Below are 13,632 nucleotides of genomic sequence, written 5' to 3' on the forward strand. Positions count from 1 at the left end.
TCCGTGCGATTTTTCAGGTCAAAACAAAATAATATGCTGAAAGTACTCGCGGACTTAGTATCGCAAGACAATCTGTAGATTGTCGTTCAGATCGCAAAAATTGAGGTATTAGTAAACGTTGTAAATTGACACAATATGCAAACAAAGCGAATTAACGCTATAAAAAACAATAATTTACAATTTGGTATTTGCGATTAAAAAAGCTTTATTCATTGCTAACGATAAAAATCTACATTCTCCACAAATAGCGAACTTATCAAAACGAATTATAGTTTCAATAACCACCAATTTAGATTTGGATGTGTTGTTTTCCTATAGGGCGAGCTCCCCGTTTATAACGCCCATAATGGTTAACCTCGAAAGAAAACCACCTTATGTATTAAAGTTGCTTTTGATAAATGTTGATGTTTTTTAATTAAAGAAATGTCTAATCGCTTTCGTTTCTGTTCAAAAAAAGCTCACTTAATCGAGATGCAACGCCTCCACTTATGTTGAGTACACTCGCTATAAGCGCATAATAATTCACATATGAGCCAATGATTTATTTTATGCCAACGAAAGCGTTCATATAACAACCAACTCCTATCCCAGCAACAGCAACAGCATTATGTTCTGGTAAATGGTAACCATTCGATTTCCAGCATCTAATCAGCAAGAGAATATCTATTTTATTAAGCAGAATATCTCGCTCCCTTATCTTGATCGAGCTCAAAAATTAAACATCTTTTTGTGTACCTATAAAGTATTAGAGGGTATTCTATACCTGTCTTGACAATGGGAGGTTTAGACATGAATAAAGACTCATTCGGCATTTGCATAAATAGCACAATGTTAAAGAAAAATGAGCGTACAACGTTTACCCATGTTCGAGCATATCAAGCTACCGAGTCTGAGTTGGACTTAAGAGTGTTACTTGCAATCCCCCAAATTACAGGGAGAGAACTTTTAAATACCATACAACATTCGAGAGACTTAATATGGCGCGCTACATATCAATGTAACGCAGAACACGAGTAATCAAGCGCCCTGCACTTCTAACACGCTAGAAATGAAAAAAGCCCGCAAACAACATCTATTGTTCGCGGGCTTTTCTTATTTAGCTCAAATTTCGACTTGAAACGCATATAGTAAACATTGTGAAGACTTCTGTGCTGTGACTAACACGCCATGTCTCTTGCTTATAAAAAGCGACTAATTTGTTCTGCTTATCTTTAATGTTGTTCATGATCTTTATCGGACCAATGTAAAGATGGTGAAGTCCTCGTTCCCCTTCATTTTGTTTAATGACAACGGCCGTATTTCCGATATCCTCAGCCAACCACGGTAAGCTAAGATCATAGCCATGAATCATAGTCGTTTACCTAGACAAATCGTTTGAGTTGAGCACAAACAGAAGAGTTACCAGGATTCTCTATAAAGTATCGACGCTATGACATTTAATTTCTGACTATCAATGTTGCAAAATAACATTTGAAAGAATTTTTATAACGCTCTACAAATACAACAAGTTCAAAAATAAATACATAGTTTGATACCTCAAATCATTGTTCTAGGTAATGTTTATGCAGAATTTGGTAAAAATTAGCACTCTCTATACTGACGACAAAAACACATACTTTGGCTTAATTTGAGCTACTTATTGATAAGTGTCTTAAAATTTAGTTATAAAATTACAAAATAACTTGAAGTTCATATTTTAATCGATGAGAATAAAATCAGCGTTGGATTACATATATAAGGAAAATAACCGTGCTGAAGAAACGATTTTTCAAAACTAAAGACGAAGTTGAAGTAACTTTTGAATGGCCAAAGACAGCAGAACAATCAATCTCTGTTGCTGGTGATTTCACGGATTGGCAACCTGTTGCTATGAAGTACAACAAAACTAAAAAATCATTCAACTTTAAAACTCGCTTCCCTAAGAATGAACAGTTTCAATTTCGCTACCTTATCGATGGTGAAGTTTGGGAAAACGACCCTAAAGCAGACGCTTATGTAGCAAATGATTGTGGTACGGATAACAGCTTAGTTTCTACAGCAGAAGCTTAATTGTTAGCATCATCAAAACAATATACAAAGGCTCGGTCGGAAGACCGAGCCTTTTTAGATTTTGATTTCAGAACAAATTACAAATAAGTAATGCAAAAGAAGTAGACCGTTATTGAAATACTGATCACTATGACAATGTTCTTAATCCATACCTGCGGTAGACGACGTGAAATCTGCGCAGCGTAATACCCACCAACAAGTGTGCCTACCAACACCACCAGAGTCGCATGCCAATCAATAGCCCCTTGAGCAATAAAAACAACGATCGCCGTTAACGAAACCCCGCACGAGATAAGCAGTTTAACCCCGTTCATAACGTTGATGTCACGATAGCCGGCAATGACTAGAAAGCTCAATGAGATAATGCCAAGCCCAGCATTAAAGAAACCACCATAAGTGGCGACCACAAGTAGTCCCACCCATATTAAGATCTGTCCCACATTGGAAGCATGTTTGTAGCGGCTCGCTACAGCCTGCAATAGCTGATTAAATCTAGGCCCAACAATAAACAGTACCGTCGCGAACAACAAAAGCCATGGAATAACCTTTAAAAAGGTATTCTCTTCTACCCTCATTAAAGACCATGCTCCTAGCCCTCCACCTAACACACTAAACAGTATGATCTTAGGTAGGTTATTCTTATCTTTGGCAATGTCGTCTTTGAATGCATACGCTCCGCTAAGATAACCCGCAGTGGATGCAAGTGTATTACTAGCATTCGCCATTACCGGGGGAACGCCACTTAGCATTAGGGCAGGAAATGTAACGAAACTCCCTCCCCCCGCTATGGAGTTCATAACACCGCCAATCACACCAGCGACAAACAATAAAACGAACTCTACTATTCCCACTTTAAATCCTTTAATGACCTGTAACCGCTACACCATTGCCTTAATAACTATTCGACAAATCATAGACGCGCAAACTCTCTAACATAAGTGCCTTGTCCTCTCCGAGGTAACGCACGCGTTTCATTTCTCCTGAAAGCAAAGTAAAGCTAGAGTCGGAGAATCGCCCCACTCCATCATGTTCTAAATGCACAAAGAAAGCTGGTTTGTCTGATGTTAGCAAAATTGAATCTCCATCAACTTCAACCTGTATATTGGCACGCTGCAAGTTGAGAGATTTAAATTTAGGCTCCGTAAACCACGTGTTTTGATTAACGTCACTACCCGTAGCTTCTATCGTTACATGAAAAAAACTACTGTGCTCATCGAATTCCCACTCCGCTTTCGGAAGTTGCCATGCGATAATATTTTGATCAGCTTTGAGCTCCATTGCGATAGGCCACTCACCGAGTATCTCACCATGCCAATCAACTCGCACAACACGTCCCGCTACTTGCCGATTCTCACGACTATTGTTGCTTAAATGTACAGTAATTGCGTCTTCAGTTTCCACGAATGGACAATACACTGGAGAATAAAAACGCCTAGCGTGATAGTGCAGTTGCTTCCAACGTCCTGAGTACTCGATGCTAGACCAAGAACTCACCGGCCAATTGTCGTTCAGTTGCCAGAACAGCATTCCACGACAAATTGGGCTTTGTGCTCGCCAATACTCACACCCCGTTTTAATTGCAATTGCTTGCTGTACCTGACTCAGATACAACATTTGTTCAAATCCTTTAGGAAAACGAAAATAACGAGTAAACATCTCGGTGATAATACTGTTGCCACTGTTGTTTTTCTGGTGACTTTCAAACGTCGGCGAAGTGACATTCCAATCATCCTCAGGCACAAAGGTTTTGACCTCAGCAAATGATGGCCATGATTGAAATCCAAATTCAGAACAAAACCGCGGTTTTATCCCTAAGTAAGCATCAAACGAACCACCAGAGTGCCATACATCCCAGAAGTGCATATCTCCTCGATTATCTTCATGCCAAGCATCACCAAAATCTAATCCGCCATTACAAGGGGAACTGGGCCAGAAACATCGCGATGGATCCTCTTGCACTATGATGTCATTCAGTTTTCGATTCAATCGGTCATAATTGACCGCATATTTATCTCTATTATTTCTTGATTCGTCGTACCAATTTAATGCACCGATCACTTCGTTATCACCGCACCAAAGCGCAATGCAGGCATGATCTCGAAGCCGCTGTATCTGATCACGTATCTCTGGCTCAACATCAGCGATAAACTCAGGTGTTGAAGGATACAACGAGCATGCAAACATCATATCCTGCCAGACTAGAAGACCGAGCTCATCGCATAACTCATAAAAATAATCAGATTCGTACTGACCGCCACCCCATACTCGAATCATATTCATATTGGCATCAACGGCACTACGTAGAAGCGTTTCATAGCGCTTAGCCGTCTGTTTAGACGGCATTGCATCCACAGGGATCCAGTTAGCCCCTTTTGACATAATAGGGAATCCATTTACCCTAAATTCCATCGCTGAGCCAATGTTATCCGTTTCATTGTTTAGCTCTAAGCGACGTAGTCCAATTCTCTTACAGATCTCTTGTTCATCTGTGCTCACGCGAAGTTGATAAAGAGGTTGATCTCCATAACCTACAGGCCACCAAAGGTTTGGGGATTCTTCATAAAACCGAGCCGTTGTTATCCCGTCTGCCGAAGACAGCAAGTTCATATTTTGAGAACCAAAGTTAACCTCAATGGGTACCCCTGCTACCGACTGATGAACAACTGTGACCAATACTTCAACACCACCATTTGGTAGCCAGTTTTGTTCCGTTTTAACTTGCTCTAGACGAATTTGTTTAACTTGCTGAATCTGTATCGAGTCATAAATACCGGATACCACTAAGCAGATGCCCCAGTCCCAGCCAGAATGACACTGGGTTTTTCGAATGAGATTCATATGTGGTAGTTGGTTGTTTGCACCCATAGAGGAAGGTATGGGGAATGGAAGCTGTTGTGCTCTGCGTTTGGCCTCAATATCAACCCTAGCAAAGTGAACTTGTATCCGATTGTCTCCTTCCCTTAAAAACCGCTTCAAATCAATTCGGTGAACTCGGAACATGTTGCTACAAGTAAAAACGGAGTTACCATTAATTGAAATCGTCGCTAAGGTATCGACTCTACTCAAATGCAAATCTAAGAACTGGCAAGCTAGTTGCTCTGCAGAAATTTCAAAAGTACGCTCAATAATCCATTCACTCTGTGCCACCCACTGCACATCCTTTTCATTTACCCCGTGGTAAGGATCCTCGATAACTTCTGCATTCATCAACGCATGATAATTATCTCCAGGTAAAGTGATTGGAACTGAAATTTCTGGGTGTTGGGGAGAGGTAAGAGACCAAGCTCCATCTAAGCAAATCGTCGACATTCAAGGTCCTCAGGACTGTATTGGAATCAAAGGCTGAACGAAGTCTATCGCGTTTATTTCCTTGAAGATGTTGTTTTTGTGAAAGAAAACATGATGTTGTGAAGCGTACCACGTTTACTTTACACATAAAGATTGAAAGTATTCAGCACGTAATATGTGAGGAATGGTTATAAAAAACGTCCTATTAAGGACGTTTATTTGTGCACAAAATTCAAAGGATCCGACGGTAGGTAAGCTTAATTTCATCGAAGTGGTTAGAACGACAATACACCAATCATAAAGTCAAAGAATTCAATCATGTACTCAGTGAAGAACGTGCCTACAAGAACAAATGTGCTCGTTACTATCAATGTTTTTTCTAAGACTGTTAATTGGAACATTTCTTCTCCATCATCTGAATTCGCCAAGAGCCAATTTATTAACATGACTCTCATTGCGCAATTATAAAATATTATGGTTTGCTTAGCCCAAAATATGGTTGCTAAATTGCTAGCGTATTGTTTGCAAGCTTTAGAATCAAAGCTTGCCCGTCGGTTCATCGTCTATTTTAGCCTAACGCTTACCGAAGATAATGGTCAACGCTGCTGCAATTGCCAAGAAGAAACAATAATATGAATTAGCCACTACCGCCAATGGTGACAAACCAAAGATAGACCCTAATAATAAAATTTGAGCACCGTAAGGCAACACGCCCTGGATAACACAAGAGTAAATGTCCAATAAGCTAGCACTTCGTTTTGCTGGTACCTTATTCTCTTCTGCAAGTTCTTTCGCAACCCCACCCGCTACGATAATAGATACCGTATTATTCGCAGTACAAAGGTTGGTTAAACTAACCACCGAGGCAATTCCCATTTCCGCCCCGCGCTGGCTATTTTTGTGACCACGAATCATTCGACTTACTCGTTGAGTAATATACGCTAAGCCACCTTGCTCCTTCATGAGCGCACTGATCCCACCAATAAGCATCGACAACAGGAATATCTCCTGCATATTGCCAAAGCCAGTATAGATATCATTTGCAAAACCACTCACGCTATATTCAGACACCGACACAAAACCAATAGCTCCTGCGAGCACTATACCCAAACTCAATACCACGAACACATTCACCCCCGATACCGCCAATACCAAGATTGTGAGATAAGGGATCACCTTGATCCAGTCTACAGCTTCAACACTCGGCACTTGTGATGCCTTACTATTGAACCCAAACAGCACGATTGCAAATAGTGCTGCAGGCAAAGCAATACGGATGTTTTCTTTGAATTTATCGCGCATCTGACAGCCTTGAGAACGAGTAGCTGCAATTGTGGTATCAGAAATAATCGAAAGATTGTCGCCGAACATAGCACCGCTGAGTACTACACCCGCAGTTAATGCGACATCCATATCTGCGGCATTAGCAATACCGAGAGCCACAGGTGCTACAGCCGCTATGGTCCCCATAGAAGTTCCCATCGAGGTTGCGATAAAGGCAGAGATAATAAATATACCAGGCAAAATAAGAGCCGTTGGGATCATAGTTAAGCCCAAATTTACGGTCGCTTCTACGCCACCAGTGGCGCTTGCTACAGCGGCAAAAGCTCCAGCAAGTAAGTAAATAATACACATGGCTATGATGTCAGTATGCCCAACGCCTCGCAGGAACTGTTCGATAGCTGCGTTAAGCTTATCCTTGCTTAACACAATACCCAATACAACTGCAGGTAGAGCCGCTACCGGTGCTGGCAACTGATAAAACGCCATCTCCACTTCTTGCAGTGTCATGTAGACACCCGTACCAATGAAAAGTGCGAGGAATAAAAAGAGCGGTAATAGCGCCTTAAAAGAAGGCGATACAGACGAAGAATTAGTAGCGTAAGACATGTTACCAAGATCACAAAAACAAAAGAGCGCGTAGACTAGTGCCATACCTACTCAATGTCAACGTCTAGACGTCTAAACATCCAAGCTCATCTATTGAACACCACTAACAACAATGCCAATCAACATCCAACAACAACGTCACGCCCGAAGTCTTTTATCGGGCATCTAAGAGACCTCAGAAATTTGAAAAGTGCAGATAACAGTGCAAACATAGATAGAACCCAATCAACACCCAACAACAGCGTCATGCCCGAAGTCTTTTATCGGGCATCTAAGAGACCTCAGAGATTTGAAAACTACAGATAACAGTGCAAACATAGATAGAACTCAATCAACACTCAACAACAGCGTCATGCCCGAAGTCTTTCATCGGGCATCTAAGAGACCACAGAGATTTGAAAAGTGCAGATAACAGTGCAAACATAGATAGAACTCAATCAACACTCAACACTCAACACTCAACAACAGCGTCATGCCCGAAGTCTTTTATCGGGCATCTAGTTTGCAGCAGGACAATGAAAGTCAAAGAGGTATCAATGGGCAGGTGATCAGCTTCCAAAGTGACGTTGTTCTGTTGGATACTTCGAAACTCAGAACATCACAACTACCTTACCTACCGTTCTCTGCTCTCTGATTTTTGTTAATGCATCACCTGCTTCGTCTAGAGAAATAATCTGAAGCTGAGGAATTGTAATTTCACCCTGCTCTAAAAGCAGATTAAATGCATTTCCCGCACTTACAATAGCATTGCGACCTCGACGATGATTAACATGACCAGAGCCTAAACTGAGTTGATGAAAGCTCAATCCCCGTAAAAAAGCGTTGTCGTAAGCTTCAGGACGAACAACCTGCACAAGTTCGACCATTTGACCTTGATAGCCTAATACGTCACTGCACAAAATATCATTATCTCCACCTACACAATCAAGCGCGACCTCTACCCCTTGACCTTGCATTATTTCATTTACCTTAGCGACAACATCCAATTCAAGGTAATCAATACAATGTGTGGCACCTAACGCTTCGACAAATGCGTGATTCTTAGCGGAACAAGTCGTAATAATCGTTGGCACTTTGTAATGTTTCGCCAATTGGATCGCAAAGCTACCCACACCACCCGACCCACCAGCAATAAAAATAGAGTCTCGTTTAGCAATATCCAGCTTGTCTACCAAGGCACACCATGCTGTCCAACCTGCACAAGGTGTCGCAGCTGCAACAGCAGAGTCAGTATCTGGGTGTTCAATTAGAGTGCGGGAATCTTGCACTGCGTATTCGGCAAATCCGCCTTGAGTACGGCGCATGTTACCGTGATACAACACCCTGTCACCGACGCTCCACTCGATGACTTTATCTCCGACTTCAATTATCTCTCCCGCTACATCTAGGCCACCCACAAAATTATCGTCCATGCTCTCTACCATCGCTTTCCAACGATGCACCTTGGCATCCACAGGATTAAGAGCAACCGCATCGACCTTTACCACAACATCCCAACCAGTCTCTATCTGAGGCATAGACAATTGCTTGACGATGAATTGATCACTACTGGCATTGTATGTGAGTGCTTTCATTCAAAATTCCTTTTAATTTTCCTACCTAACCTTAAGTTTAACTTGCATTAACTGCATGTAAAATTATGATTTATAAATAACTCTATAATGAATACTTATAAAAATATGTTGAACCCTACATGGCTTAAAACCTTTAAAACCTTAGTCGAAGTCAATCATTTCACTCGCACGGCTGAAGCCCTTTTCATGACTCAGCCAGGGGTTACTCAACATATCCAAAAATTAGAACAAGCCTGTCATACGCCTCTGCTGATTAAAAAAGGGAAAAGCTTTGAGCTGACAGAGCAAGGTCATATCGTTTATCGATACGCTTGTGACCTAATCGAGCAACAACAAAACCTGCTCAATACACTACAAACGGATGACCCCTATACCGGAAGCATAAAATTAGCTTGCTCCGGAGCACTCGCGCAATGGCTATTTCCTAAATTTATTGCGTTGCAATCACTGCATCAAAACCTAAAGGTGAAATTTGAAGCCGCTCCTAACAAGCGCATTTGTGAGTATGTTCAACAAGGTCATTCATTGTTTGGTCTCGTTACACAAGTTCCCAATCAAGCCGAATTTGAAGTCACTAAAATCGGCACTGAATCCTTATGCTTGGTATTGCCAAAAAAGCAGTCAAAGATTGACCTCAACAGTGAGGCTCTAAAAGATCTCGGATTGGTGGATCACCCAGATGGGCAGCAATATCTTGCCAAGTATCTTGAGGAGTGTGGCAATGAGGAACTGATTAATATTTCTATTCGAGAGCTAAAACGCATTACCTACATTAATCAGTTGAGCCAGATTTTATACCCCGTATCACAAGGTATCGGCTTTACCGTATTGCCTTTAAGTGCCGTTCTTTCTTCCCCTTTTTATCCAGACCTCTACATTCACGAACCTAATATCAATGTGGAAGATGACCTGTATCTGATATCAAAGAAAGATCGACCACTTCCTAGCCGATATCATCAATTCATAGCCCTGATTCAAGACTCTATCAACACATCAAAATCCACCTAAGTAATATCTGAAATAAATTTTTATCATTACCAAACATAACACTTCCCACTTAATCTATAAGAAGTTTCTTATTCTAGGGTTAGTGTTATGTCGTTTGCTTCTTTTCGTTGCAGTCATGTCTCTATCGCAGTGAGCCTTGCTGTTGTCTCCTCTACCGTCAGTGCCAGCGGCATATTTTTGGCAGAGGCAAGCTACGCCAATATGGGTACCGGTGGTGCTGGTGATGGCGTTTATACGGGGAACGCAGCTGCGATATGGACGAATCCAGCAACACTGAGCTTTATGGACAAAGAACGTCATACTATCAGTGCGACTGTGTTGAATTTAGATATGGAGTACACTGACGCGAACGGTGGGGTTGGTGCTGATTCAAACAAAACCATGCCTGTCGTCAGCTACTTTAGCAACCATCATATTAATGACCAATGGGCTTACGGTATTGCTTTTTCTACACGTGGTGGCGCGGCCCTAGACTATGGTTATGAGTGGGAAGGAGCAAACCAGTTAACCGATGTTGCTCTAGTGACTTACCAATTTAACCCATCGGTGGCATATCGAATTGATGACAACGTCTCGATAGCTGTAGGACTTCAAGTTGATTACGCACTCATTAATGCGAACACCAATAATATAGAACTTGAAACTGAAGACAGTCTTGCATTTGGCTACAATCTAGGACTAATGTTTGATATCTCGGAACGAACTAAAGTAGGTATATCCTACCGTTCCCAGTTAGAGCACGAATTTTCTGGCACTTCTAATCTATACACGGATAATGACCAACTGCTTGCTACGGGACGATACGGTGCACCTCTAGTCACTCCTGCTACGGTAGACATTAGTGCAAGTTATAAAGTTAACAATGATTTGACACTGATGACCTCAATTCAATGGCATGATTGGAGTAAGTGGCAAAAAACGCTCGTCGAGCTAGACTACCCAAATAGTGACCTTCCCTATCTCATCAATAGAGAATTCGAGGACGTTTGGCACTTCGGTTTTGGTGGCGAGTATAAGTTACGTAACAATTGGGCACTAAAAGCCGGCTATTCTTACGAAACATCTCCCTTGGATGATAAAGCTAACCAATCACCCGACCTACCCGTTGGTGAACAACATCGATACTCCTTAGGCGTTTCAAAAACCTGGGATAAAAACACACTAGATATCTACTACGAATTCGCCGATTTCGGTGACATGGATATCGCTCAATCTGGTTTAGCTAAAGACCTTAACGGACACTTTACCGGTAAGGTCCACTTTATTGGACTTGGCTACACTTTTTAATCTTTCATCGAACGAGTGACTTAATAAGTCACTCTAATAATGGTAAATCGACGGACTAAAACAACACCATGGACGGAGCAACGACTAACAGAAGGTAACAAATTTGTACTTCATCAAAGCTCCTAACCCTCAAGATATACAAACCCTACTAACTCTGCCTATCTATTCACTAGAAAGACTATTTAGTCGCCTACCCTGCGAAAGCAAAGAGCGCTTGATTCGCGCAATGTTAGAAGAAAAACTAACTTAATGATTAATTTAAAGTTTTAACTAGAAAAATTCGTACCAAGACTGCTTTTTGTGAAATTTCCATCTATAGTAATATTCGTCTAAAAGTTTTTACTCTTAAACTAATATAACTTGAGTGTATAACATGAAATCTCTCGAACAGCAGTTGTCTCGTCTGGATTTAAACCTACTGGTCTCATTAAGTGTTTTATTGAAAGAAAAGAATGTGTCCAGAGCAGCAGAAGTACTTTATCTGTCGCAACCAGCCATGAGCCGTACTCTAAAAAGACTTAGGGACGTGTTTGATGACCCGCTTTTTTATAGAGAATCTGCAGGGCTACAGCCCACAGAGAAAGCACTCACACTACAAGAGCCTCTAAGCGAAATACTACTATCGGTGAGTAAACTCATCGATAGTACTCAATTTTCACCTGAAAGTTGTGACCAGACCTTCCGAATTTCATTACCACCATTAATGAGTCGACAGTTGTCTGTACCCCTTATCAGAGAACTGATGCATAACGCTCCCAACGCCAGCCTAGTCGAATATCCTGCAGCTTGGGATCCCACAAGCTTACTTAAAGATCGCGCTGTAGATTTCTCTATACATATTGAAAAGCCGGCAAACGATCAAGAGTTCCCTAGCGAACTTATTGGCAGCACTTATCCTGTTTTTTATGGAATGTCAGAGCACCCTCTTGCAAACAATAAAACGACAACGCTAGAAGATTGTTTGCAGTATCAGTTTGTCGACCTTAATTTAGACTTAAGGTCCGTTTCCGAAATTCATAACCCTATCGATAGTTACCTTGAAAGTAAGGGCCAAAAGCGAGATATCGTTTTCAAAAGCGGACAGCTCAATACATTAGTAGACGCAATGCAAGACTCAGACAAAATGCTGATTTCCACGCATACCTTGAGATATGTCGATGATTTTGAACATAGGCTAACACCGATATTTGATCTGAAAAGTGACCAAACAATGAATATTAATGTGTATCTCATTGAACATAAGCGCACCTTGAATAGCGCAGCTCACCAATGGCTGAAACAGCTTATTTTGGACACTTTGCGCAATAAAGCATTCGCCTAAAATTTTACAGGTTTTGTGTTTATGAACGCTTAAGCCGAATCTTGAGCGCTCTTTCTATAAACTCCACACCAGGTTCATAACGTCTAGCGCTGGCGTTAAGAGCCAGTGCTAGAGCACTATCCGCGATATCTTCAAAATTCTGTGCAATGCTGTTGACTTTAAGTGGTATGAAATCAAGCAAGCGGTTATCACCAAACGTTGCCACTTTAACTCGATCAACAAGCTGTGGATTAGGTAGCAGCACATCCAAAACACCTTCGAGTAAGGTATAAGAAGTGCACACAATAGCATCAGGTACACTATCGCTATCCACCCACTCTTGGATAAGACGCTTTCCTTCATGTGCCGAAAAGTGCTCACCATAACTGAGTTTTAAGTCAATATTTTGATTATTGATCGCCGCCTGCAGTCCCAACTGACGATCTCTAGATACTGGCAAGTTAGGTAATGCGCCCACAAGGCCTATGCTTTGCACTTTACTGTCTAAAATAGATTGCGTGAGTAACAATGCAGCTTCAAAGTCTTCACTCACTACACAACTAAAAATCTCATCATCTAAAGGACGGTCAAGTGCAATCACAGGTGTACCTTTTTCAAGCAATACTTGATAGTACTCATTGGCACTAGGCATCGCTGTGGCCACAAATAAAGCATCAATTCGGCGACTCACAAGCGCTTCTGCTACCGCTTGTTCAGTCTCTGGGTCGTCATCAGAACAACCAATTAATATTTGATAGCCAGCTTGTCTTGAGTTTTGCTCTAAAAGTTTTGCAAGCCTTGCAAAACTTGCATTCTCTAAATCGGGAATGATTAAACCAAAAGAGCGGCTACTGCCAGCCCTTAATGAAGAAGCAGCATGATCTGGACGGAATTTGTATTCATCAACCACAGCCATCACTTTTTGCTGTGTTTTCTCGCTAATCCGATATTTTTTGGCCTTACCATTTATCACATAGCTCGCGGTTGTTTTTGATACTCCGGCCAGTTTCGCGATCTCTTCTAAAGTCATTCATGTTCCTAATGATTTGTGCAGTTGATCATAGTTATCCAGATCAGTACCTACTTTTCATTGAATGATATGCTGAATCGGTTAATTATAAAAGCTGAAACGGTTAAGCAGCATTAAAATAACCGATCATAGTCACTACTTTTATATACAACACGAATCCATAGAGGTAAACGTGAGCGTATGATCGGTAGATAAGTAATTAAAAA

Annotated in this window: 12 protein-coding genes; 6 read left to right on the top strand and 6 right to left on the bottom strand. The window is 41.3% G+C overall.

All coding sequences use genetic code 11. The annotated features are described in order from the left end of the window. Nucleotides 1-789 precede the first annotated feature (789 nt). Nucleotides 790-1,017 (top strand): cation transporter, encoded by a 228-nt coding sequence (locus OCU48_RS16845; protein WP_141345100.1) that lies wholly within the window; start codon nucleotides 790-792, stop codon nucleotides 1,015-1,017. A 732-nt stretch (nucleotides 1,018-1,749) separates the two neighbouring features. Then, on the top strand, nucleotides 1,750-2,049 hold the full coding sequence (locus OCU48_RS16850) for an isoamylase early set domain-containing protein (protein WP_141345099.1): 300 nt from the start codon (nucleotides 1,750-1,752) through the stop codon (nucleotides 2,047-2,049). A 77-nt stretch (nucleotides 2,050-2,126) separates the two neighbouring features. Here OCU48_RS16850 and OCU48_RS16855 read toward each other — a convergent pair whose 3' ends face one another. The 5 genes from OCU48_RS16855 to OCU48_RS16875 all read right to left on the bottom strand — a co-directional run bounded on the left by OCU48_RS16855 (nucleotide 2,127) and on the right by OCU48_RS16875 (nucleotide 8,801). Further along, nucleotides 2,127-2,846, bottom strand: coding sequence for a sulfite exporter TauE/SafE family protein (locus OCU48_RS16855; RefSeq protein WP_244312276.1), 720 nt, complete (start codon nucleotides 2,844-2,846; stop codon nucleotides 2,127-2,129). A 94-nt stretch (nucleotides 2,847-2,940) separates the two neighbouring features. Further along, nucleotides 2,941-5,358: a beta-mannosidase gene (locus OCU48_RS16860; protein ID WP_141345097.1), complete on the bottom strand. Its 2,418-nt coding sequence runs from the start codon at nucleotides 5,356-5,358 to the stop codon at nucleotides 2,941-2,943. Nucleotides 5,359-5,612: 254 nt separating this feature from the next. Further along, the gene (locus OCU48_RS16865; RefSeq protein ID WP_280176874.1) at nucleotides 5,613-5,738 is read right to left on the bottom strand and encodes a hypothetical protein; all 126 of its coding nucleotides are present in this window, start codon (nucleotides 5,736-5,738) and stop codon (nucleotides 5,613-5,615) included. Nucleotides 5,739-5,910: 172 nt separating this feature from the next. Continuing rightward, entirely contained in the window at nucleotides 5,911-7,227 is a 1,317-nt protein-coding gene (locus OCU48_RS16870) for a Na+/H+ antiporter NhaC family protein (RefSeq protein WP_141345182.1), read from the bottom strand. 590 nt (nucleotides 7,228-7,817) lie between these two features. Next, complete coding sequence (locus OCU48_RS16875) at nucleotides 7,818-8,801, bottom strand: zinc-binding dehydrogenase (RefSeq protein WP_141345096.1); 984 nt, start codon at nucleotides 8,799-8,801, stop codon at nucleotides 7,818-7,820. A gap of 87 nt (nucleotides 8,802-8,888) precedes the next feature. On the opposite strand from OCU48_RS16875, the gene OCU48_RS16880 reads away from it, so the two are divergent. The 4 genes from OCU48_RS16880 (at nucleotide 8,889) to OCU48_RS16895 (ending at nucleotide 12,417) form a co-directional block, all read left to right on the top strand. After that, nucleotides 8,889-9,809: a LysR family transcriptional regulator gene (locus OCU48_RS16880; RefSeq protein ID WP_244312266.1), complete on the top strand. Its 921-nt coding sequence runs from the start codon at nucleotides 8,889-8,891 to the stop codon at nucleotides 9,807-9,809. Between the two features lie 87 nt (nucleotides 9,810-9,896). Further along, nucleotides 9,897-11,096, top strand: a complete 1,200-nt coding sequence (locus OCU48_RS16885) for an OmpP1/FadL family transporter (RefSeq protein WP_141345095.1) — start codon at nucleotides 9,897-9,899, stop codon at nucleotides 11,094-11,096. A gap of 103 nt (nucleotides 11,097-11,199) precedes the next feature. Further along, nucleotides 11,200-11,346 carry a hypothetical protein gene (locus tag OCU48_RS16890; protein WP_017028680.1) on the top strand — a complete coding sequence of 49 codons (147 nt, stop codon included), beginning with the start codon at nucleotides 11,200-11,202 and terminating at the stop codon, nucleotides 11,344-11,346. A gap of 123 nt (nucleotides 11,347-11,469) precedes the next feature. Beyond that, entirely contained in the window at nucleotides 11,470-12,417 is a 948-nt protein-coding gene (locus OCU48_RS16895) for a LysR family transcriptional regulator (protein WP_141345094.1), read from the top strand. Nucleotides 12,418-12,436: 19 nt separating this feature from the next. Here OCU48_RS16895 and cra read toward each other — a convergent pair whose 3' ends face one another. Continuing rightward, on the bottom strand, nucleotides 12,437-13,426 hold the full coding sequence (cra, locus tag OCU48_RS16900) for a catabolite repressor/activator (RefSeq protein WP_141345093.1): 990 nt from the start codon (nucleotides 13,424-13,426) through the stop codon (nucleotides 12,437-12,439). Nucleotides 13,427-13,632 lie beyond the last annotated feature (206 nt).

Source organism: Vibrio inusitatus (assembly GCA_024346935.1).
Classification (GTDB): Bacteria; Pseudomonadota; Gammaproteobacteria; order Enterobacterales; family Vibrionaceae; genus Vibrio; species Vibrio inusitatus.

Bases quoted from the DNA above. Each gene is read 5' to 3' on its own strand.
- OCU48_RS16845 (WP_141345100.1), top strand. From the start codon at position 790: ATGAATAAAGACTCATTCGGCATTTGCATAAATAGCACAATGTTAAAG.
- OCU48_RS16855 (WP_244312276.1), bottom strand. From the start codon at position 2,846: ATGAACTCCATAGCGGGGGGAGGGAGTTTCGTTACATTTCCTGCCCTA.
- OCU48_RS16860 (WP_141345097.1), bottom strand. From the start codon at position 5,358: ATGTCGACGATTTGCTTAGATGGAGCTTGGTCTCTTACCTCTCCCCAA.
- OCU48_RS16865 (WP_280176874.1), bottom strand. From the start codon at position 5,738: ATGTTCCAATTAACAGTCTTAGAAAAAACATTGATAGTAACGAGCACA.
- OCU48_RS16870 (WP_141345182.1), bottom strand. From the start codon at position 7,227: ATGTCTTACGCTACTAATTCTTCGTCTGTATCGCCTTCTTTTAAGGCG.
- OCU48_RS16875 (WP_141345096.1), bottom strand. From the start codon at position 8,801: ATGAAAGCACTCACATACAATGCCAGTAGTGATCAATTCATCGTCAAG.
- OCU48_RS16880 (WP_244312266.1), top strand. From the start codon at position 8,889: ATGAATACTTATAAAAATATGTTGAACCCTACATGGCTTAAAACCTTT.
- OCU48_RS16885 (WP_141345095.1), top strand. From the start codon at position 9,897: ATGTCGTTTGCTTCTTTTCGTTGCAGTCATGTCTCTATCGCAGTGAGC.
- OCU48_RS16895 (WP_141345094.1), top strand. From the start codon at position 11,470: ATGAAATCTCTCGAACAGCAGTTGTCTCGTCTGGATTTAAACCTACTG.
- cra (WP_141345093.1), bottom strand. From the start codon at position 13,426: ATGACTTTAGAAGAGATCGCGAAACTGGCCGGAGTATCAAAAACAACC.